The 18,937-nt window shown below is 50.4% G+C and carries 17 protein-coding genes; 13 read left to right on the plus strand and 4 right to left on the minus strand.

Translation table 11 applies throughout. From position 1 onward, the window contains the following. Positions 1 to 345 carry a PadR family transcriptional regulator gene (locus IEY24_RS26040; protein ID WP_188937938.1) on the minus strand — a complete coding sequence of 115 codons (345 nt, stop codon included), beginning with the start codon at positions 343 to 345 and terminating at the stop codon, positions 1 to 3. Between the two features lie 203 nt (positions 346 to 548). On the opposite strand from IEY24_RS26040, the gene IEY24_RS26045 reads away from it, so the two are divergent. The 13 genes from IEY24_RS26045 (at position 549) to IEY24_RS26105 (ending at position 15,141) form a co-directional block, all read left to right on the plus strand. After that, positions 549 to 1,067 (plus strand): GFO_1088 family ECF-type sigma factor, encoded by a 519-nt coding sequence (locus IEY24_RS26045; protein WP_188937941.1) that lies wholly within the window; start codon positions 549 to 551, stop codon positions 1,065 to 1,067. Further along, the gene (locus IEY24_RS26050; RefSeq protein WP_188937943.1) at positions 1,051 to 1,827 is read left to right on the plus strand and encodes a HEAT repeat domain-containing protein; all 777 of its coding nucleotides are present in this window, start codon (positions 1,051 to 1,053) and stop codon (positions 1,825 to 1,827) included. The genes IEY24_RS26045 and IEY24_RS26050 overlap by 17 nt, the downstream gene beginning before the upstream one ends. Positions 1,828 to 1,917: 90 nt before the next feature. Continuing rightward, complete coding sequence (locus IEY24_RS26055) at positions 1,918 to 2,706, plus strand: DUF4097 family beta strand repeat-containing protein (RefSeq protein ID WP_188937945.1); 789 nt, start codon at positions 1,918 to 1,920, stop codon at positions 2,704 to 2,706. Positions 2,707 to 2,729: 23 nt separating this feature from the next. Then, positions 2,730 to 3,428, plus strand: coding sequence for a DUF4097 family beta strand repeat-containing protein (locus tag IEY24_RS26060; RefSeq protein ID WP_188937947.1), 699 nt, complete (start codon positions 2,730 to 2,732; stop codon positions 3,426 to 3,428). A gap of 418 nt (positions 3,429 to 3,846) precedes the next feature. Then, complete coding sequence (locus tag IEY24_RS26065; RefSeq protein ID WP_188937949.1) at positions 3,847 to 4,053, plus strand: hypothetical protein; 207 nt, start codon at positions 3,847 to 3,849, stop codon at positions 4,051 to 4,053. A gap of 376 nt (positions 4,054 to 4,429) precedes the next feature. Continuing rightward, positions 4,430 to 5,743 (plus strand): sensor histidine kinase, encoded by a 1,314-nt coding sequence (locus IEY24_RS26070; RefSeq protein WP_188937952.1) that lies wholly within the window; start codon positions 4,430 to 4,432, stop codon positions 5,741 to 5,743. An 83-nt stretch (positions 5,744 to 5,826) separates the two neighbouring features. Continuing rightward, complete coding sequence (locus IEY24_RS26075) at positions 5,827 to 6,477, plus strand: response regulator (protein WP_188937954.1); 651 nt, start codon at positions 5,827 to 5,829, stop codon at positions 6,475 to 6,477. A 465-nt stretch (positions 6,478 to 6,942) separates the two neighbouring features. Then, positions 6,943 to 9,927, plus strand: coding sequence for a glycosyltransferase family 117 protein (locus IEY24_RS26080; RefSeq protein WP_188937956.1), 2,985 nt, complete (start codon positions 6,943 to 6,945; stop codon positions 9,925 to 9,927). A 56-nt stretch (positions 9,928 to 9,983) separates the two neighbouring features. Next, positions 9,984 to 10,163 (plus strand): hypothetical protein, encoded by a 180-nt coding sequence (locus tag IEY24_RS26085; RefSeq protein ID WP_188937957.1) that lies wholly within the window; start codon positions 9,984 to 9,986, stop codon positions 10,161 to 10,163. Positions 10,164 to 10,277: 114 nt separating this feature from the next. Further along, positions 10,278 to 12,251, plus strand: a complete 1,974-nt coding sequence (locus IEY24_RS26090) for a CotH kinase family protein (RefSeq protein WP_188937966.1) — start codon at positions 10,278 to 10,280, stop codon at positions 12,249 to 12,251. 77 nt (positions 12,252 to 12,328) lie between these two features. Then, positions 12,329 to 12,550: an alpha-amylase family glycosyl hydrolase gene (locus IEY24_RS26095; RefSeq protein ID WP_229223172.1), complete on the plus strand. Its 222-nt coding sequence runs from the start codon at positions 12,329 to 12,331 to the stop codon at positions 12,548 to 12,550. 103 nt (positions 12,551 to 12,653) lie between these two features. Then, the gene (locus IEY24_RS26100; protein WP_188937968.1) at positions 12,654 to 13,910 is read left to right on the plus strand and encodes an ankyrin repeat domain-containing protein; all 1,257 of its coding nucleotides are present in this window, start codon (positions 12,654 to 12,656) and stop codon (positions 13,908 to 13,910) included. A 286-nt stretch (positions 13,911 to 14,196) separates the two neighbouring features. Continuing rightward, the gene (locus IEY24_RS26105) at positions 14,197 to 15,141 is read left to right on the plus strand and encodes a hypothetical protein (protein ID WP_188937971.1); all 945 of its coding nucleotides are present in this window, start codon (positions 14,197 to 14,199) and stop codon (positions 15,139 to 15,141) included. Here the strand turns inward: IEY24_RS26105 and IEY24_RS26110 are convergent. The 3 genes from IEY24_RS26110 to IEY24_RS26120 all read right to left on the minus strand — a co-directional run bounded on the left by IEY24_RS26110 (position 15,116) and on the right by IEY24_RS26120 (position 18,885). Beyond that, on the minus strand, positions 15,116 to 15,526 hold the full coding sequence (locus tag IEY24_RS26110) for a winged helix-turn-helix transcriptional regulator (RefSeq protein WP_188937973.1): 411 nt from the start codon (positions 15,524 to 15,526) through the stop codon (positions 15,116 to 15,118). The two genes, IEY24_RS26105 and IEY24_RS26110, sit on opposite strands and share 26 nt — an antisense overlap. Before the next feature lie 215 nt (positions 15,527 to 15,741). Continuing rightward, positions 15,742 to 17,919, minus strand: coding sequence for an outer membrane protein assembly factor BamB family protein (locus IEY24_RS26115; protein ID WP_188937975.1), 2,178 nt, complete (start codon positions 17,917 to 17,919; stop codon positions 15,742 to 15,744). Between the two features lie 189 nt (positions 17,920 to 18,108). After that, a complete protein-coding gene (locus IEY24_RS26120) occupies positions 18,109 to 18,885 on the minus strand; it encodes a DUF899 domain-containing protein (RefSeq protein WP_188937977.1) in 777 nt (258 codons plus the stop codon). Positions 18,886 to 18,937 lie beyond the last annotated feature (52 nt).

An 18,937-nucleotide genomic window follows, 5' to 3' on the forward strand; every position in this document is an offset into this window, starting at 1 on the left:
TCACGAAAAGCTGAGTTTAGGTTGCAACTTTTCGGCCGGAATGGCCTGCCACAGTTGTTGGCGGATCTCATTGATCTCCTGCAAGGCGCGATTGCCGTAGTTGGTAATGCTGAAAAACCGCTTCCGCCGCCCGCCGCGCTCGGCTGTGGCGCCACCCATTTCAGAGTTGAGAAACCCTTTTTCTTCGAGCCGGTATAAAGTAGCGTGCACGGCGCTCAGCGAAATGGTACGGCCCGTATTTTCCTGTACCCGCTCCCAGATTGTTACACCGTAGGCTTCTTCCGTGCAACCGGCCACAACCAGCAGGACGATTTCTTCAAATTCTCCCAGAAAAGTTCTTTTCATAATCCGGATAACTCATTAGTTATAATAATGCAAAACAAATAGTTTGCCAAAATGCGAAAATGCTGTTTGCAGCCCGATGGGCCATTTTTCGATCAGGCATATCTGTTCGAAACCGAACAGTTTTGTTCGGGGCTGGACGCGGATGAAAATTTTTTTGTAAATCCTGTAACGTTTCCGGCAGCGGGTCGTCTATGTCATTGAATATGGATTTACAAGCCTTCAACAAACGCATTCTTCCCGTTCAGGGGCGCCTGTTCCGACTGGCGCAAATGTTTCTTCGCAACCGCGAGGAGGCTGAGGATGCCATTCAGGACGTGTTCCTGAGGCTTTGGACCAACCGGCAACAGCTGGAAAGTTACCAGAGTGTGGAGGCGCTGGCGGTTCAGATGACCAAAAATCTTTGCCTGGACAGGCTTAAATCCCATCATAAACAGAAAACGAGTCACGAAACGGATATGATAGCCTTGCAGGCAGCGGACGTATCGCCTTACCGGCAGGTTGAGAACAGCGACAGCGCGGGCCTTATGCACCGGCTTATCGGCGAACTACCCGAGCAGCAAAAGCTGGTACTGCACCTGCGCGACGTGGAGGAGTACACTTTGGAAGAGATCGAAGAAGTGACAGGGTTGAGCAATGCGAATATCCGCACGATCCTCTCGCGGGCAAGACAGAAGCTGCGCGAGAATTATTTAAAAGCAGAGAATTATGGCACTGGATATTGAAAAGTTGTTAGAAAAATATTACGACGGTGAAACATCGCTGGAAGAGGAGCGTGCATTGAAGCAGTTTTTCCAAGGTGGCCAGGTGCCGGAGCATTTGCAGAGCCATGCGGCACAGTTCGGCTATTTCGCCAATGCGCGGAAGGAGCAGCCTTCATTGAGTTTTAACCATGAATTGGCATTAATGCTCGACCCACCGAGGCAGGGACCGGTGCGGAGGCTGGGCACTTGGCTGCTGCGCATTGCAGCCGGGCTCGCATTGCTGATCATCGGTTTCGGTGCGGGGTGGTTGTTTCAATCTAAATCTGAAAAAGGTGCTGCATTGGCGGCTTTGAGCGGAGAAAAGACAGGGGAAATTGCGGAAATGAAAAAGGTGCTCGCATTTGAGCAAATGAACAATACCTCGGCGAGTGAGCGCATCCAGGCGGTGAACCATAGTTATGAGATTCCCGATGCCGACCGCGACATTACGCAGCTGTTGATCAACACCCTCAATTTCGATCCGAACGTCAATGTACGGCTGGCGGCCTGCCAGGCATTGGCGCACTTTGCCGGTGAAGCCGAGGTGAAGGAAGCACTTATCCAGTCGCTGGCGATCCAGACGGATCCTAATATCCAGATATCACTCATCGAAGCATTGGTGGCGATCAAGGAAAAGCGGGCGGTAGACCAGTTCCAGCAACTCGCCCGCAACCAGGAAGTGCTCGACGTAGTACGCCTGAAAGCGACCGAAGGCCTGAATAGGCTAAATGCCGACGTCTGAAAAGTTGGAGCGCCGCTGGCCTCAATATATTACAACCAAAGGTTTCAACCTTCGGATCAAACCAAGCAAATAAATCCTAATAATAAAACCATGAAAAAAGTACTGTTGATTAGTGCGGGTCTCCTTTGGGGCCTAAGCATTGCGTGCGCCCAAACTCCCGAATACAAGACCAAACTGGCCAATTCGAAAGATAAAAAAGTGGTATTCGAGCTTTCTGCCAGTACGGTCAAAATTGAAGGGTATAATGGCGACGAAGTGATCATTCAAGCGTCTTCGGGATTCGAGGCGCCGCCGGATCGCGCGAAGGGGCTGAAACCATTGTATTATACGGCGGTAGACAACTCTGGTATCGGCTTGTCCGTAACGCCCGATGCCTCCGGGCTGAGGATCGAGAAGGCGACCCGCAAGTCGATCAAATACACGATCAAACTGCCGCGGCAGGTGGCTGTAAAATTTGTAGAAACCAACTGGCAGGGTGGCTCCGGGCTTTCGATCTCCAATATGGACGGCGACCTGGAAATTAAGACGAACAACACGAACATCGTTCTCAACAACATCACCGGGCCCGTGGTAGCCAATACCACCAGCGGCGAGGTAACCGCCACCTTCTCGAATCTGGCGCAAGGCAAGCCGACGGCCATCTCATCCATCAGCGGGGATGTCGACATTACCCTGCCAGCGACGGCAAAATCGAACCTTAAACTGCGGTCGATCAACGGGGAAATGTATACGGATTTTGACCTGGGGACGAAAAGTACCAAGGACGGCATGTCGAAAGTGGGCGGTATGGCCAATGTCGACGGGGCGATCAACGGCGGGGGCGTCGAGATGACCCTCAACACGATCAGCAGTAATATCTATATCCGTAAGCAGAAATAACTCCCAAACCTGCATCTATTGCCATGAAAAAAATATTGTTATCGGCCATTATCTGCGCCGTATTCGGGCCATCGTTTGCCCAAAAGATCATCGATAAAAAGCTGCCATACGAATCAGGCAAGACTGTGAATCTTAACCTGCGCTTCGGCGATAGTATTCAGGTCCGGTACTGGGACAAGCCGGAAGTGTCTGTTCATATATCCGTCAAAATCAATCAGAACAAACTGAATGATGCGTTTCTGGTCACTACGAGCACTACTTCCGAAGAAATCATCCTGAAAACCGATATTGACAAGGAAAAAATAAAGGAGGGGAAAGGGGAGGACTGCCCGGGGCAAAAAAGCACGTGGAGCACCGACGACGGCAAGAACAGATATTACGTATGCAGCGAGATCAACTACCACGTCACCCTGCCCCGCGAAGCCAAACTGAAACTCGAAACCATCAACGGGAATATCGATATTCAGGGCGCTACCGCCGGTGTGGCTGCGAAAACAATTAGCGGCTATGTGGATATGACGTGGCCGAAATCCAAGGGAGCCAACGTGGCCGTGAAGACCATCACGGGCGAGGTTTACTCCGACCTCGACATCGATTTCGGTAACAAAAAGGAGAAGAACCCGATCGTCGGCTACCTGCTCGAAGGGAAGATCAATGGCGGCGGGCCGGATGTGAAACTGGAGTCGATCAGTAACAATGTATATCTGCGGAAAAAGGATTAGTCAGTCTGGAATGGTTGTGGTCTGGGGACACGGTCAGGATCTGGTCGTGTCCCCGCTTTTCGTATATGTACCCCCGAACACAACATATGAGGTACAACTACTTGCCTTTGGCCCGGCAGATGGGTTGTTACGTATCGTGGTAGAAGCATTCTTGATAGTCCATCATATATCTGAGAATCAATAGGTAGCGTGCTTTTGGTAGTGCTTTGTAGTAAAAATTAAATGGCCACTGAAGGGATTTGATAGCCCTATTTTCTCTCCCCATAGAGGGCCTGCTACACCCTCAAATTCAGCGTTCTCACCCCAAAACCAGGAACCGGTCCGCCGGAAAGAACTATACTTGCATAGTGGTACTCAAATCGCACACTTGATTGAGTATCAGAATAGTTCTTTCTTTGTAAAAACACAAAATCCTCTCATGAAGACGCAAAGCAAATATTTGGAAGAGATCAACAGGCTTCTGGCTGATTATCTTCTCGAAATCGAAAAATCCGACTTGAAACCTCTTTCAGCCCAGGTTTATCAGGTACAATCAAAAAACTTTGTCAGGTGGATCAACGGGGATTTCACGCCCGGTGAAGTGAAGAAAGCAAAAAAGCAAGCACAGGACAAACCGGCGAAGTAATTCCGGGTACGCACACTGTCTCGAATCGTTATTTACCACGTTCCTCTTCTTCATCACGACTCAGCCCAGCGGCCAGCCGGACATCCACCAGCATTTAAAACGAAACACCTTCTCGGTAGTACCGGAAGGTGTAAGTTATACTCAACGTGTATTAACGTACTTCATACGTTCAAATCGGGATTCCCGCATTCATCTCTCCAGTCGTTCAGTTGCAGGATTTTACAAATTTAACATCAGCCCCAAAAAGCTATTGTAGTTTACCATAGTTTTGCTTGTGGCAATTTCTCTACATTATCTATTGCGTTTTTTAGGTAGATTTGGCTCTCACCGCATCGTCGGACCCCGCGGCGAAGAGCGATTTTGAAAACGTGAATACATGATTCGATCGATCCTGGAATGGCCTGTCCGAAAACAGTTAGGAGGAGAAACGAATATCCTCAATCGGGCTCGTATCAAAGTACTATCTTACGCGCTTAACCTCAAAATTCTAACAACCACGCTCCTCCTGATTTTTTACCAGTTGGAGAATTATCGGGTGCAGGCGGTTAGAGCGGCCGTTCTGCTCACTATCGTGATCGTCTATTATATCGCAGTTTCGAGTGGCTTTCAATGGCGAAAGGCTGCTCATGCGGCGATGCTGATCTTTATGGTCATCATCTGGTCCAACCTGTATGTCTTTCAGAAAGGGTTCGACGTGGTCACGCTGCAATACATTATCGTAGTCAGCATTGCTGCTTTTTACGGGCTCGGCAATCGCTGGGGAATTTTTTATTCGATGCTCGCAATAGCACCGTTCATTGTATTTGTGCTGCTGGGGCGTCATCTTGGAGGTTACATTACCTGGGGGCCGCACGGATCGGGGCGAATCACGATCGCGATCCTCCTGTTTCAGAATTTCACGCTCATCATGCTGATCAACTACTTCTTTTTCAGTTCGTTCTATGAGACGATCAGCGACCTCGATGCACGTAGGGACGAACTGCGTGCCAGCCTCGAAAGCCTGGAAGAGTCGCAGAGAAAGCTGGAAACAGAGTATGTCCACCAGAAGCACCTGATCGCCAGCATTTCTCACGATATTAAAAGCCCGCTGCGTTTTCTGATGACAACCACCGGGCGCCTCGCGCGTAACCATCCGGATATGGCGACGGTGCGGGCGATCAGTCAGTCGAGCTACCGGCTGTATCATTTTATGAAAAACTTGCTGGAATACACCGAATTCCGTTACAAGAATTCCAATGTCCAGTTTACCTACCTCGATCTGAACGAAATGGTAGAGCAAAAGTTTGCGATTTTTGCGCAGGATGCGGAGGTGAATGCCAACCGGTTTGTGAATGAGGTATCGCCCGGTGTGATCATCAAAAACAACCCGCAGCTGGTGAGCATCATTCTACATAACCTCATCGATAACGCGAACAAGGCAACCAACGGCGGCACAATCAGCGTTACTCACCAGGATTTCCGCGAGGAAGTTCACCTGATCGTCAACGACACCGGGCCGGGGATGGAAAGCGCTGTGAGCGAGTGGATCAACAGCGAGTCCATGCAGCTTCCGGCAAATGAAAACGCGTCACAAAACTTCGGAATGGGGCTATTGATCGTGAAGGAGGTCAGTACGCTTATACGCGCCCGGCTACTCGCGCAGCCCAATCAGCCGATTGGGACTTCGGTTCATATTATTTTTTTAAAATAATTCAGATGTAGTCAATTTTCTACATAAAATTTTATTTATATTAAACTACTTTTAAAACTGATTTGAAGTAACGGTATCATTGAATGAAAACAGTTTTGCTGGTAGAAGACCATTCCATTGTGAGAATGGGCGTGAAATTATTAATTGAAGATTTTTTACCCTCGGTAACGGTCATCGAGGCTGCTACTTTTAGTGAAACTCTCAAACTTCTCCAATCCAGGTTTTTTGATCTTGTTATTCTGGATATCAAAATTCCGGGGGGCGAGACGTTCAATATGATCAGCAAGATCCGCGACGTTCAGAACAAGGTGAAAATCCTGATTTTTTCTTCGCAAGATGAAGAATTGTATGCCATTCACTACGTTAAGGCGGGCGCGAACGGCTATTTGCCTAAGGATACCTCCAATGAAGAGCTGGAAAAGGCGATCACTTCCGTTATGGCAGGCGGCACCTACATCAGCAATGTGATTCAGGACCAGCTCGTCAACAATACCCTGCTCGAACGGGAAAGCAAGGAAAGCCCACTGGAAATCCTCTCCAACCGCGAACTTGAAATCATGGACATGCTGCTAACCGGAAAGTGGACGAAAGATATCGCCCTCGATCTTAACATTAAGGAAAGCACTGTGTCGACATACAAGGCACGCATATTCGAAAAGCTGGAAGTGACCAACATTCTCGAGCTATTCAAGAAGGTCGAAATTTACAAGCGGAGGAAGACTGGGTTTAACTAACGTGAAGCCAATTGAAGTTGTACTATATTTTTGTAGAATTGCTACGATTCTTCATCGATATATTAGGAAACTACAAATTAATTCGGGCTACTTCATATTTCAATTCTAACATTTATTTTTGCTGATAGAACTGTGACAACCAAGTCGCGGTCTTAATACCTCTATCGTAAAAGTGTTGTAAGAATGGAAACATCGGTAAAACTTTCAAAAGCAGCAGAATTGCCGTTTCTGGGTGGTGTATTTATTACAGTGACGGCGGGTGCCGTGCTTTGGAGTTCTCTCATATATTGCATTTCCCTGCTTTTCTGATCATTATGCTCCGTTTGGCACGGTGCGTATGTGGGTGTTAAATAAAGTTAAAGCCTCATTATCAGCGGATTTTGTTAACTTTTTTTAAGATCGCCGGTGCCGTGCGATGATCTCGTGTTGAATAGTTTTGGAGTTTCATCCAAAACACCTTCAAACATGATATCCTTAAAGAAATGGAACGATCTGGCTGCGTGGGCGGTATTTGCCATCAGCCTGATCACCTACGTCGTCACCATGGAGCAGACCGCCAGCTTCTGGGATTGCGGGGAATTCATCGCCTGCGCCTTCAAATTGCAGGTGCCGCACCCGCCCGGTGCGCCGCTTTTTCTGCTGATAGGACGGCTGTTTGCCTTGCTGGCCCTTGGCGACGTGATGAAAGTCGCCTATTGGGTCAACATGGTGTCCGTGCTAAGCAGCGCATTTACCATCTTTTTTCTGTTTAAAACGATCAGTTTGCTCGCATGGAAGCTGATTGGGAAGAAGCCGGGGGAAGGTAACGTCGCCGATGTATGGCTGGTCAGCGGTGCTGCCGTTGTGGGAGCGCTCGCGTACGCGTGGTCGGACTCGTTTTGGTTCTCGGCCGTAGAAGCGGAAGTTTATGGTCTGTCGTCTTTTTTTACCGCTATCGTGATCTGGGCGGTTTTTAAATGGGAGACCATCGAGGACCCGGCTGCCGGCAACCGCTGGCTGATACTGACGGCCTATCTGGTGGGCCTTTCTATCGGCGTTCATTTGCTCAACCTCGTAACAATCCCCGCGTTGGCATTGGTGTATTATTTCAAAAAGTATCCCAAACCCGGTTTCTTCGGCGCTTCGATTGCATTTCTGGCGGGACTTTTGATCCTGGGTATTATCAATGCAGGGATCATACCTGGCTTGCCCGAGCTGGCCGGGAAATTCGAAATATTCTTCGTGAACTCGCTGGGGCTGCCTTACAATACGGGCATCGCATTCTTCACGATCCTCTTTTTAGGCGGACTCGTCCAGGGAATCCGGTACTCGCATCGGACGGGCCGTGCCTTACTGAATACAGGCTTGCTTTCTCTTGCGTTTATCCTAATAGGTTATGCTTCGTTCGCGCTGGTGCTGGTGCGGTCGGGCTACAATACGCCCATCAATGAGAACAACCCCAGCGACGTACTCCGGTTTGTCTATTATCTGAAAAGGGAACAATACGAAAGCCGTCCGCTCCTTTATGGTCCGTCGTTTGTTTCAAGGCCGGTGAGTCAGAAGCGCGGAGCGCCGGTGTATGCCAAGAAAGATGGGAAATACGTGCTGATCGACTACAAGCCGGTATATGAATATGAGCCTGGCAGCAATATGCTGTTGCCGAGGATGTACAGTTCCCAGCCGGGTCATCCTCAGCTGTACCAGCAAATGACCGGTGTAGCCGAGGGCCAAAAGCCCACCATGCGACACAACCTGTCCTATTTGTTTTCACATCAGCTGGGGCATATGTACTGGCGTTATTTTCTGTGGAATTTTGTAGGACGGGAGAGCGACAGGGAAGCGGCCGGTACCCTACTGCCATGGCAGACCAGTCAGTCTTTTCCCAAGAGCATTGGCCTGAACCGCGGGCACAACAACTTCCTGATGCTGCCTTTCCTGCTTGGTATTGCGGGGATTGTATATATGTACTATCACCGGCGGAAAGACCTCCTTGTACTGGGTTTCCTCTTTGTCCTGACGGGCGTGGCCCTGGTGATATACCTCAATTCGCCGCCATCGGAACCACGCGAGCGCGATTATATTTACGTGGGATCGTTCTACATTTTTTGTGTGTGGATTGGCTTCGGCGTCATGGCGACAGCGAAGTTTCTGGAAAAGGTCATTCATAAACCTGCATTGCGGGCTGGAATGGCGGGACTGGCCTGTTTTTCGGTGCCTGCGGTCATGGTCGCGAAAGGTTGGGATAACCATGACAGGGCAGACCGTTACCAATCGGTGGATTTTGCCCGTAACATCCTCAATTCCTGCGCCCCCAACGCGATTCTTTTCACTGGTGGCGATAACGACACTTTTCCGCTCTGGTATGTGCAGGAAGTGGAAGGCTTCCGCACCGACGTACGCGTGTGCGTGCAGACCTTCCTTGGCGCGGATTGGTATATCAGTCAACTCAAACGGAAGATTAACCAATCGGACGCGCTGCCGCTGTCGCTGGATTCGGGTAATTATCAGTTGGGTAAAAACGAATACCTGCCGTTTTATGAAATTGCTTCCGTAAAAGGGGGCATTAACCTGAAAGAGTATCTGGAACTGATCCGGCAGGATAACAAGGCCATCCAGGTTCCGCTTACGAGCGGCGATATGACCTCGATATTGCCGTCGTCGACGTTGTTCCTGCCGGTCGATACCCGCGAGGTGGGTAAGATGAATATTGTGAAAAGCGACTTGCAGCCTTACCTGGCCGATTCGATGAGCTGGAAAATTGGTGAAACCGACCTTTTGAAAGGTGATCTGGTCATGCTGGACATCATTTCGAGCAATAACTGGAAAAGACCGGTGTATTTCTCGTCGACAATGGGCTCGTCGCACAATCTGGGCTTACAGGAATATCTGCAACTCGAAGGTTATGCTTATCGCCTGCTGCCCGTGCGGGTGCCGGGGGCCTCGGATGGCTATGTCAACACGGATATTATGTACGACAACATGATGAACAAGATGTATTGGCGCGAAATGAACAACCCCAAAGTATACTACGATGATACTTACCGGGGCTCGCCGGTGGTTACGGCGAGGCTATCGTTCCTGCGGCTGGCACAGCAGTTGATCGCAGAGAACAAGATCGATAAAGCGCGGAAGGTCGTCGACAAGGCAATGGGCGTAATGCCCGACGACACCATCCCGTACGACCAGGTATCCGCGGGGTTTATCGGAGCGTTGTTCGACGTGGGTGAAAATCAAAAGGCGCTGGATTCTGCCCGTGCTATGGCCGTCCGTTCAGATGAAAACCTCTCATGGATCAAGGAGAAAGAAGGCAGCCGGAACCGCGACGGCCGCAGCCGCGACGTCAATACAGACCTGTTTATCCTGCAAAGCATCGTTCGCGAATGCCGGCGGGCAAAGCAGGACAAGGATGCGGACCGCTTTGAAGCGATCTTCAAAAAACACCTGCTTGCCTTCCATATATACGGCGGATAAGGATTCTCCGGGCAAGGTTTTTTAATCCGTCATGCTGTACTTTTCAAACAGGCTTTATGGAGGAAAAAACTTTGCCCGAAAACGGCTCGCTGGTGCGGTTCATGCGGATAGATGAAGAGGAGTGGCGCGACGGCGAATATGACTCGGAGAACAAAATGTTCATCGAAATTTATTCAACGGAACTGACCACGCACAACTGGACGGATATTCGGAAATGGGAGGTTTTGGAGGTTTGAGCACCGGTCGGCATGACCACTTACTAGAAACATGCATTACCCGAATATGAAAAAATTGTTAACTTTTTATATTTATCTTTTAAAATATTATGAAAGTTAATCAAGACTTCGTTTATGGCTCGAATTTTACACTTACTCAGGAAAGGACCAGTCGGCCTTTTCCTGTGGCTTTGCTGCATTACCGCCTACGCCCAAACCTCTATTACGTCTAATTTACCCATCGTTGTCATTAATACGAATGGTGGGGTGATCGAGAATGATAACAAAATTCCGGCGACATTCAAGATCACCGCGCCGAACGGGGGCGGAATGCATTCGTTCGATATAAACTCGGGTTCGAATGTGTTCCAATTTGAAAGTAATATCGGGATCGAGATCCGCGGGAACACGTCTATTTTCTGGGATAAAAAATCTTACAGCGTCGAGATCAGGGATGTCGGCGGGAATGGCGTGGATGCTTCGCTGCTGGGTATGCCAGCTGAATCGGATTGGGTTTTGAATGCATGCTATGGTGATAAATCGTTCATTCGCGACGTGTTCGCACATGAAATGTATACGCGTACGGGCCGCTATTCGCCCCGTACCCGCTACGTGGAGGTGTTTAAAAATGAAATCGGCGGAATGTCTTACCACGGGGTGTATATCCTGATGGAGAAGGTGAAGCGGAATTCAAACCGGATCAATATCAAAAAACTTGCCGATACGGACTCCGATCCGGCGAAGATCACCGGTGGGTATTTGTTGCAGGTAGCGGAGGATGAAGATATGAAATGGACATCGGCATACCCGGGAAACAATGCGCCGGGGCAGCCCAACCCCTTTTTCCATGTAGAATATCCCAAGCTGCATAATTACACCAACATTCCAAACCGGGATTTGCAGTTTAATTACATCAAAAACTACATCGATAACTTTGAACAGGTACTAGCCGGGCCAAATTACAAAGACGCCGCAACGGGCTACCGGCCGCTTCTAGATGAAGACGCGATGATCGACTACCTGTTGTTGCAGGAAATCACCAAGAACTCGGATAACTGGCGGGCGAGTACTTTTTTTTATAAACAACGGAACGACGAAGGCGGACAGATCGTAATGGGCGCGCCATGGGACTTCGACAAATCGATGGGTAACCAGCAATGGTGCTATGAGCTGTCGGTGCTGCCGACGGGGTCGTGGGCCTGGCAATTCAATATATTCTGCCCCGACCGCCCGCCTATGACCGTTTTCTGGCCGGCACGCCTGCTTACTGACTGCTACTTTAAAAACAAACTGATCGTACGCTATGCGCAACTCAGGCAGACGCAATGGAGCGATGCCTCCATTGCTGCCTTTATCGATCAGAGACAAACAGAATTGACCGCGCAAAGTGCCATGCAACGCAATTTTGCCAAGTGGAACATCCTGGAAACGGCCGTGATGTTCAACGAACATTACACATTACCCGGTAATACTTACGCGAAAGAGGTGCAATACCTGAAAACCTGGCTGCTCGGTCATTTGGCCTGGATGGATGCTAATATTGCGTCTATCTCGTCGGAAAATTGCGGCCCGCTGCCCGTTACATTCAAAGAAGTTGAAGTGAAGGAAGTCGAGCAATCCGCGGTGCGCGTGAGCTGGTCTACTTCGGAGGAGGTACGGAATGATTATTTCGAGGTCGAGCGGAGTGCCGATGCGCGCCGTTTTCAGTCGCTGGGCAAAGTGAAAGGGAAAGGTGACACGTCTGTTGAGCAGCATTACGATTTTCTAGACAACACACCATTGCCGGGAACGTCCTACTATCGGATCCGTCAGGCAGATACCGACGGCACCGTCAGCTTTTCGGCGATGAAACCGATTGTGAGGGCGGGAAACGAGGCGGCTATTTTGTTTCCCAATCCGGCGCAGGAGCAGGTTGTGCTTAAAAACATAAGTGCAGGAGCGGTCGTTCTGATACGCGATACGAGCGGGCGCATCGTCAAGCGCTCGACGGCGGCAGGCAGGCAAGTTGAAGTGGCGACAGGAACGCTGCGGCCCGGTAACTATGTACTCACGGTCACTGCTCCCGACGGGAAGGTCGAAATACAAAAACACCTGACGGTGGACCGGTAGCTTTGGTTACCGGCCCCGGCTGAACGCCCCGTTGGCATTGCTTTTTATACAAAAAAGCCGTTATCAACCTGGGGAATATGCTGGAAGAACTTTGGTATAAGAATGCCGTCATTTACAGTCTCGACTACTTGCACGCATTAGGATTGGACACGATTCGGCTGGCACCTTTCCAGCCTACGCCGAATCGTGACAATGATATCAGTGATTTTTACGGCGTGGATTCGCGCCATGGTTCCCGCGGAGATCAACCGGATTATGGGTTTTTGGCGTACGGTTACCCGTGGTTCAGGACGGGCTAGATAGCTGACAAGTATAGTCCGGTTACGATCACTAACCGGATTTTGTATTCTATCTAAAAACACACTAATTGTCTTATGTTTCAGCCGCTACTAAACCGAACCTATGAACACTACCGATATCATTGCCTTAATCTCCGACCCGACCCCCGAATACTACGAAATAAAAGTCGCCGCCCTGGTGGACACATGCCGGTCGATCCATCACGACTCCATTAAATACATGCGGGTGTACCATCCTGAACCCGATAGGCTTACGCGGCTTAATCATCCTGATACTAATTTTGGTACTGACGACGCGCGGCTTGTGGTGGCCAGAGAGCATGGCTTCCCCGACTGGTCCGCATTTTTGCAATTCATCTCCGATTTGAAAGAACCCGGTTCGTCTGTAGCGAAATTCGAACGGGCAGTGGACGCAGTCGTGAAAGGCGACCGGCAGGTATTGCAGGCGTTGCTGCGGGATAATCCGGCCCTCGTGCGTGAGCGTTCGGCTCGCGGGCACGGGGCTACGCTGTTGCACTACATCGCTGCCAACGGGACGGAAAACTTCCGGCAGGTTACCCCACCGAATGCATTGGACATTGCGGAAACCTTACTTGCTGCCGGTGCCGAGCCCGACGCCCTGGCCTATACTTACGGCACCAAATGGGGGACTACGCTGGAACTGCTGGTATCGAGCTCGCATCCCTCGCAGGCGGGCCTGCAAACGGCCCTGGCGGAAAAGCTGCTGGATTATGGTGCGGCTGTTAACGGCGTCAGGGATGATTGTGCACCGCTGGTAACGGCGATTTATTTCCACTATCCGAAAAGTGCAGAAACGCTTGTAGAAAGAGGCGCCAGAGTGGATAACGTAGTCACGGCGAGTGCCATGGGCAAGACCACGCAACTGGCCGGGTACCTCGATGATACAGGCAAGCTGAAAGCCGGTGCGCCTCTGGTGAACGTAGAATGGCTGAAAGTACCTGCAACGCCCGAAGCTAACCTTGCACTTGCATTCGTTTGGGCTGCCATGCTAAACCGGGAGGAAACCGTTCGGTTCCTGCTCGAAAAAGGCGTAAGTCCTGCTTCGAAAGATCACCGCGACTGGACGGCCCTGCATTGGGCTGGGTATTTCGCCTATCCTGAAATTGTAGACCTGCTGCTCGCCCGCAAGGCACCGCTGGAAGCACGAAACGAGTTTGGTGGTACCGTACTCGATCAGACGCTCTGGGGTACCGCGCACGAAGGCGTGCGCGAAAATCATCTTGAAATAGTCCGGAAGCTCGTAGATGCCGGGGCTAAAATTCACACCTGGTGGCTACTCAGCGACCTGCATCCTTCTTTACAGGAAAGTGTTGCGAACATTTTGCAGGAGAAAGTATAATGGAATGTGAAATTCCGGAAACAACGGCTTATCCGACCTGCCGTAAAAAAAGCAATACCTGCCTTTAACTTTCCCAAGGGAGAGAAAAATAATCATAGCGTTACATTTAGTTAATAATCACGTATTTAGTTTGGGTAGAAGTAATCTCCGGCTCCCGGATAGTAGGATGCGGGGATTAACTTGAATTATCCTGCTAAAATGACAACGACAAGCACGGATCACTGGATACCTTCAACCATAAAGTTTATATTGCCGGTAGTTATCTCAACGATTCATTATTTTACACATGCTAACATTCTCATTATCACCGCTAAGAGCGGCATTTGCGTGTATTTTCGTTGTCGTCTCGGTCAGCAACTCCCTGGCTCAAAGCGCGAATCTTCTGAACACCTACGAACTGGTTCAGGACGGTGTCAACAATAGCCGCCAACTGCCGGTACCCAAGGGCCCTACCTCCATTCCTCAGACAATGACTTTCTTCTTCAATAAGAACGGAAGTACCGACGAGGGCATTTATTTCGAGAAGCTGAAATCGGAGCTGTCTGTGACTTTCAGTTTTGACGATCAGCCGTATAATAATGTCCCCCAACATGTAACGGGGATGACTTTTGGCGCGGCGTCAGGCGCCAGCAGCACGCACGTGCGGTCTGTGCCGGTGGTCAATACCAACTATTATTTTGAAGACACGGCCCGCACAATCTTTACAGCGCATCCCCAGGGACCTGCGGGAAAGGGTGTTAATCTGTTGATGAATGCGGGTTTACAGGTATTTCTTTCCGCAAAGCCATTACTTGCAGCCGATGCGCCCAAGACCGATACAAGCCGGTATTATTACGGGAAGTTACGGCTGCAATTCAACAAGCCGGTCCGCGACCCGGTGATTTCCTTTATCGGCCTTGGCGCGACGACCAATTTTGGTAATAAGCGCCTCGGTTTCGCCACTGAGCTCGAATTGCAAACACCGGCGGTCGCTTTGACGAAGCTTTCGGGCAGTGAAGAAATGCAGATCGACATGAGCAAAAAGAAGGTACTGCATTCCAAAACACCAATTACCGGCAACTGCGGCAGCGGTGCCGCCTGCGGAAGTGTGCTTGTCAAAGGTTCGCAGATCACCACGCTGGTCTTCAATGTTTACCTGAGGCCCGACGGCGGCCCGGGTGTGTGGGGAACCGAGAAGGTCAGCAACTCGGGCGATATGTGGCACATTACAGTATCTCTGCCAGAGCAGTAGCCTCTTTTTGCTCTGCTTTTTCCGAATGCATGATCCGTTGGCGGTGCATTTCACCCCAGGTAATAAGCGACTCAATAACCGGCGACAAGGTATCGCTGTAAGGCGTCAGTTCATATTCGATCGAAACCGGAAAGTCGGTGAAGACATTTCGTGTAACAAATCCGTTGATTTCCAGTTCTTTCAGTTCGTTGGAAAGAACTCTCGCCGATATGCCCCGAATAGCTCTCTGAATGTCGTTGAACCTTTTGTGTCCGTCGGAAAGTGCGATGATGATCCGCAGCCTCCATTTGCCCCCGATTACATACAATGCATCTCCCGCGGCATTCAGCTTGTTGTAGCATTGCGCCGGGCTGGGTCTGGGACCGTTGTGATGGGTAAATGCCATTTTGATGTTTGCTAACCAAAAGATTATTGCTAACCTTTTGTGTATTACTATCATTTGTATAGTAAATGTAGCTGTTTTTTGGCAAAATCAAAACGAAAAACAGCGATTGGTAATTTAAATAGGCAGTTTGAGCATTTGCCGGCTGTGGAATAATCAGTGGAAGCGTTTGCGTGGACTATTGCGCGCCCAGCATCGACTCCCGGGCGTTACGCTTTTCAAGGCAATCTGAATGCCATAACAGACCCCGATGGGTTTTCCCTGGTTCCGCCGACGGACAGCGCCACATATTGCTTGCCGCCACTCATGTACGTGCAGGCGGTTGCGTTCGCGATGCCCGGAAGCGTAGTTTGCCAGACTAGCTTGCCGGTTTTTTTATCAAATGCACGCAGCTTGCGGTCCTGGGTACCACTAATGAAAATGAGGCCGCCGGCAGTAACAATTGGCCCCGCGGAGCCTTCCTGGCCGGTTTCGGTGGCGCCGTTTTCCTGTCGCTTTTCATCATTGCCGAGCGTTACCTGCCATTCATATTCGCCGGTGCTGAGGTTGATCGCATTGAGCGTTCCCCAGGGCGGACGCAATGCGGGATTACCCTGAGGGTCACGGAAATGGCCATAAGCGGTCAGGTTGAGGTATTTATCAGCTCCCTTCCCGGTTTGGCCGGTTTCTTGCTTGGTTACTTTCTCGGAATGCTGCGGCCGGTCGAAAAGGAATGCGATGATGCCTTTTTCTTTTCCTTTGATCGCCGAAGCGAATGCAGGCATTTTTCCGCCGCCTTTTTTGATCTTATCGAGCGCTGCTTCGCGCGTCATGCGGTTGCGCAGGCCAATGAGTGACGGATAATTGGGCTCGTCGCCATTTTTGTCCTTGCCATGGCATGCCACACAGTAGGTCATATAGAGCGTTTTTCCCTGATCGAAGACCGTCTGGTCTTTCGCTTCCTGTTCCAGGTCAACCTTTTTCATCGACTGGATTTCAGGCGAATCATTGGATTTTACAAAAAGCACCGTGGAGACCGGATCGTAAGCAGCGCCGCCCCATTCCGCTCCCCCGCGTGTACCGGGGAGCATCAGCGTGCCTTTGAGGTCGGGAGGAGTGAAGAGGCCTTCATACCGCATCGAGTGGAATTTCCGGACGATCGAATCGTGCCCCGCTTCGGAATAATGGGTCAGATCCGCTTCGGTCATCCATTGCCGGGCGAATGGCTTCGGTTTCAGCGGAAACGGCTGTGTGGGTGACGCGTATTCGCCAGGGATATTCGATGCCGGTACTTTCCGTTCCTCGATCGGAAATAGCGGTTCGCCGGTCTCGCGATTAAAAACAAAAACGAACCCATGTTTGGTAACCTGCGCCACCGCGTCGATTTCCTTTCCCCCACGCCTTACGGTGACCAGGTTGGGCGGTGCGGGCAAGTCGTAGTCCCAAAGATCATGGTGGACTAACTGATAATGCCAGATGTACTTGCCTGTGGCGGCATCCAATGCCACCACGCTGTTTCCATAAAGGTTATTGCCTTTTCGGTCGGCTCCATAAAAGTCATAGGACGGGGATCCCAATGCCAGAAAGACGATACCCCGACGAATATCGAGGCTCATTCCTGCCCAGTCGTTCACACCACCTGCGTATTTATAAGCATCTTTCGGCCAGGTTTCGTACCCAGGCTCGCCTGGCAACGGAATGGTGTGGAATGTCCATTCAAGTTTGCCGGTCCTGCAATTGTAAGCACGGATATAGCCGGGCTGCGCGCCGTACAATTCGGAAACTTCGGCTCCCATGATCAGTAAATCTTTATAGACAATGCCTGGCGAAGTCGGAATAACCGAAATGGTCGAAGGGTCATCGCGAAGGCCGACGTTCATGCTCACATGGCCATTGTCGCCAAAACCCGGGACGGGCTTTCCTGTGCGCGCGTCGAGTGCAAAAAGGTTATCGCCGCCGGTGAAGAAGATACGTTTGTCCGGCTCCCCGTCGCCACCCTCCCAGTAGGTGACTCCGCGGCTTACGCCACCGCCTTCCGCGCCCTCAAACGGATCGAATGACCAGATCTGTTCTCCGGTTTCTGCGTTGATGGCATAGGCCCAATGCTTCGCGGACGTCGTGTACATGACGCCGTCGACAATAATCGGGTTGCATTCGCTGCTGCCTGCGCGGCTGCCTTCCTTCATGTCCTGATAGGCATGCGTCCAGGCGAGTTGCAACCGGTAAGCATTCGAGGTGTTGATCTGGTCGAGTTCGGAATAGCTCGTACTTTCCGCGTCGGCCTTGTAAATGCTCCACGAACGGTCGGTTTGCACCCTGTGTTGATAGGCTACCAGCCCGGAAAATGCGGCGATAGCGGAAAGCGCGAGAAGACTTTTTCTAAAAGGCGGCTTTTGAAATTGGTTAATTCCAAACATAAAAGGAAAGCGATGCTTGATCGTAAGGTTTAGGGAAAGCGAATATCGTTGATACTCACGCTTTAAAGGCGTTTAAACGGTCGTTTTACTATTATGAGGGCAGGAAAGGAGGAAAGCGCTCCTGGTTACTTCAGGAGCGCTTCGAAGATTCTGACTATAACGTATCGGAATATAAGGGGGAGGCTGCTGCTAATGGCTGCAACACCCCGAATCGCCTTTGAAATCTTCATATTTGTCGTGATGGCGCATCCAGTCCATGATACCGTCCTCATTTCTTCCTTTCGGAGTGAGGTCGAGGTAGTTGTGCGCTCCGATGAGGATGTCGCCGCCACGGGAATAGCTGGAATAAGTGTGGAAAATGTTACCTGCCCGGTCTTTGTAGAACACACTCGTTCCCGGCGATTCGGTGCCTTCGTCGTGTTTGGAATATTCAAAGTTATAGTAAATGGTGCCGTTCTTTAGTTGTTCGCTGGTGAAAGACACGTGATAATCATAATTGAAATCGCTGCCATTGGAAGACACCCAGTTGAACTTCCAACCCATCCGCTTTTTGAAAGCGAGCAGTTTTTCCAACGGAGCGCGGGAAACGACGACCACCGACACATCGTGGTGCTGCAAATGGAGGTTAGCACCGTCGATATGATCGGCCATGAACGAGCAGCCCGGGCAACCTTCTTCCCATTCCGGGGCAAACATGAAATGGTAGATGACGAGCTGGCTTTTGCCGTAGAAGAGATCCGAAAACCATAGTTTCCCCTCCGTGCCTTCGAAAATATAGGCCTTATCGACCTTTACCCAGGGCAGGGCCCGGCGTTGGCGGCTGAGTTCGTCGTTGAGCCGCGTGAGCTCTTTCTCTTTTTTCAGAAGATCCTTTCGTGCCTTGGTCCATTCTTCGCGGGATACGATCCGGTGCGCTGCAAGGGCGTCTTCCAGGCGCTCTGCCATGGTGTCCAATTGCTTTTCCATTGGTTTGCGGGATTTAGTTTAATACAAAACTCACGAATAAATCAGGTAAACA

Origin of the sequence: Dyadobacter endophyticus (assembly GCF_014641595.1) — a bacterium.
Lineage (GTDB): Bacteria > Bacteroidota > Bacteroidia > Cytophagales > Spirosomataceae > Dyadobacter > Dyadobacter endophyticus.

Bases quoted from the DNA above. Each gene is read 5' to 3' on its own strand.
- IEY24_RS26040 (WP_188937938.1), bottom strand. From the start codon at position 345: ATGAAAAGAACTTTTCTGGGAGAATTTGAAGAAATCGTCCTGCTGGTT.
- IEY24_RS26045 (WP_188937941.1), top strand. From the start codon at position 549: ATGGATTTACAAGCCTTCAACAAACGCATTCTTCCCGTTCAGGGGCGC.
- IEY24_RS26050 (WP_188937943.1), top strand. From the start codon at position 1,051: ATGGCACTGGATATTGAAAAGTTGTTAGAAAAATATTACGACGGTGAA.
- IEY24_RS26055 (WP_188937945.1), top strand. From the start codon at position 1,918: ATGAAAAAAGTACTGTTGATTAGTGCGGGTCTCCTTTGGGGCCTAAGC.
- IEY24_RS26060 (WP_188937947.1), top strand. From the start codon at position 2,730: ATGAAAAAAATATTGTTATCGGCCATTATCTGCGCCGTATTCGGGCCA.
- IEY24_RS26065 (WP_188937949.1), top strand. From the start codon at position 3,847: ATGAAGACGCAAAGCAAATATTTGGAAGAGATCAACAGGCTTCTGGCT.
- IEY24_RS26070 (WP_188937952.1), top strand. From the start codon at position 4,430: ATGATTCGATCGATCCTGGAATGGCCTGTCCGAAAACAGTTAGGAGGA.
- IEY24_RS26075 (WP_188937954.1), top strand. From the start codon at position 5,827: ATGAAAACAGTTTTGCTGGTAGAAGACCATTCCATTGTGAGAATGGGC.
- IEY24_RS26080 (WP_188937956.1), top strand. From the start codon at position 6,943: ATGATATCCTTAAAGAAATGGAACGATCTGGCTGCGTGGGCGGTATTT.
- IEY24_RS26085 (WP_188937957.1), top strand. From the start codon at position 9,984: ATGGAGGAAAAAACTTTGCCCGAAAACGGCTCGCTGGTGCGGTTCATG.
- IEY24_RS26090 (WP_188937966.1), top strand. From the start codon at position 10,278: ATGGCTCGAATTTTACACTTACTCAGGAAAGGACCAGTCGGCCTTTTC.
- IEY24_RS26095 (WP_229223172.1), top strand. From the start codon at position 12,329: ATGCTGGAAGAACTTTGGTATAAGAATGCCGTCATTTACAGTCTCGAC.
- IEY24_RS26100 (WP_188937968.1), top strand. From the start codon at position 12,654: ATGAACACTACCGATATCATTGCCTTAATCTCCGACCCGACCCCCGAA.
- IEY24_RS26105 (WP_188937971.1), top strand. From the start codon at position 14,197: ATGCTAACATTCTCATTATCACCGCTAAGAGCGGCATTTGCGTGTATT.
- IEY24_RS26110 (WP_188937973.1), bottom strand. From the start codon at position 15,526: ATGGCATTTACCCATCACAACGGTCCCAGACCCAGCCCGGCGCAATGC.
- IEY24_RS26115 (WP_188937975.1), bottom strand. From the start codon at position 17,919: ATGTTTGGAATTAACCAATTTCAAAAGCCGCCTTTTAGAAAAAGTCTT.
- IEY24_RS26120 (WP_188937977.1), bottom strand. From the start codon at position 18,885: ATGGAAAAGCAATTGGACACCATGGCAGAGCGCCTGGAAGACGCCCTT.